We start from the raw sequence: 1,353 nt of genomic DNA, 5'->3' as shown, positions 1-1,353 counted from the left end.
GACCTGCCAAACTACCCAGAAGAACCAAGTACTTACGAAGAAAAAGCGATTAAATCGGCTTACGATAAGATTAAGGGCAGTGCTGTAAACCCAGTACTTCGTGAAGGTAACTCTGACCGTCGTGCGCCACTTTCTGTTAAGAACTATGCAAAGAAAAACCCACACTCAATGGGCGCATGGTCATCAGACTCTAAATCCCATGTATCAAGCATGGCGGGTGACGATTTCTTTGGTAGCGAGAAATCAACAACCATTTCTGGCGCAACAGAAGTAAAAATCGAGTTTGTTGGCGAAGATGGCTCTGTAAAAGAGCTAAAATCTGCTTTCCCACTGTTAGACAAAGAAGTTATTGATAGCTCTGTACTGAAGAAAAAAGCATTGGTTGAGTTCTTCGAAAAAGAAATCGCAGATGCGAAAGAGCAAGACGTACTGCTTTCTCTACACATGAAAGCGACGATGATGAAGGTTTCTGACCCGGTTATCTTCGGTCACGCTGTAAAAGTGTACTACAAAGACGTTTTTGCTATATACGGTAAGTTATTAGAAGAGCTTGGCGTTGATGTAAATAATGGTCTTGGTGATGTTTACTCGAAAATCGAGTCACTACCAGCAGCACAAAAAGAAGAGATTGAAGCGGCAATTCAGGCGGTTTACCAAACTCAGCCTGAACTTGCGATGGTTGATTCGGATCGTGGCATCACGAACCTGCATGTCCCAAGCGACATCATTGTCGATGCATCTATGCCAGCAATGTTGCGTTCTTCTGGCCAAATGTGGGGTCCTGACGGCAAGCAAAAAGATACTAAAGCGATGATTCCAGATCGCTGCTATGCAGGTATCTACCAAGCAGTTATCGATTTCTGTAAAGAGCACGGCGCATTTGACCCGACAACAATGGGCAGCGTACCAAACGTGGGTTTGATGGCTCAAAAAGCAGAAGAGTACGGTTCTCACGATAAGACGTTTATCCTAGATGCAGCAGGTACAGTACGTGTTGTTGATGCTTCTGGCGCAGCGCTGCTTGAACAGGCGGTAGAAGAGGGTGACATCTTCCGTATGTGTCAGGTAAAAGACGCGCCAATTCAAGATTGGGTGAAACTTGCAGTGACTCGCGCACGTGCAACAGGCGTTCCAGCTGTATTTTGGCTAGATGAAAACCGCGCACACGATGCAGAGCTTATTAAAAAGGTCAATGCATACCTGCCAGATCACGATACGACAGGCCTAGAAATTAAGATTCTTGCTCCAGTAGAAGCATGTAAGTACTCATTAGAGCGAATGAAAGCTGGTCTAGATACTATTTCTGTAACGGGTAACGTACTTCGTGACTACCTAACAGACTTGTTCCCAATT

The 1,353-nt window shown here is 44.9% G+C and carries 1 protein-coding gene; it reads left to right on the top strand.

All coding sequences use genetic code 11. The annotated features are described in order from the left end of the window. The coding region (locus R7P72_RS24525) for an NADP-dependent isocitrate dehydrogenase (protein WP_318110900.1) at positions 1 to 1,353 on the top strand (1,353 nt) is incomplete at both ends.

The organism is Vibrio sp. Vb0888 (assembly GCF_033338835.1).
Lineage (GTDB): Bacteria > Pseudomonadota > Gammaproteobacteria > Enterobacterales > Vibrionaceae > Vibrio > Vibrio alginolyticus.
Note: the sequence above shows the minus strand (reverse complement) of the source record. Positions and strands in the feature narration are given on the sequence as shown.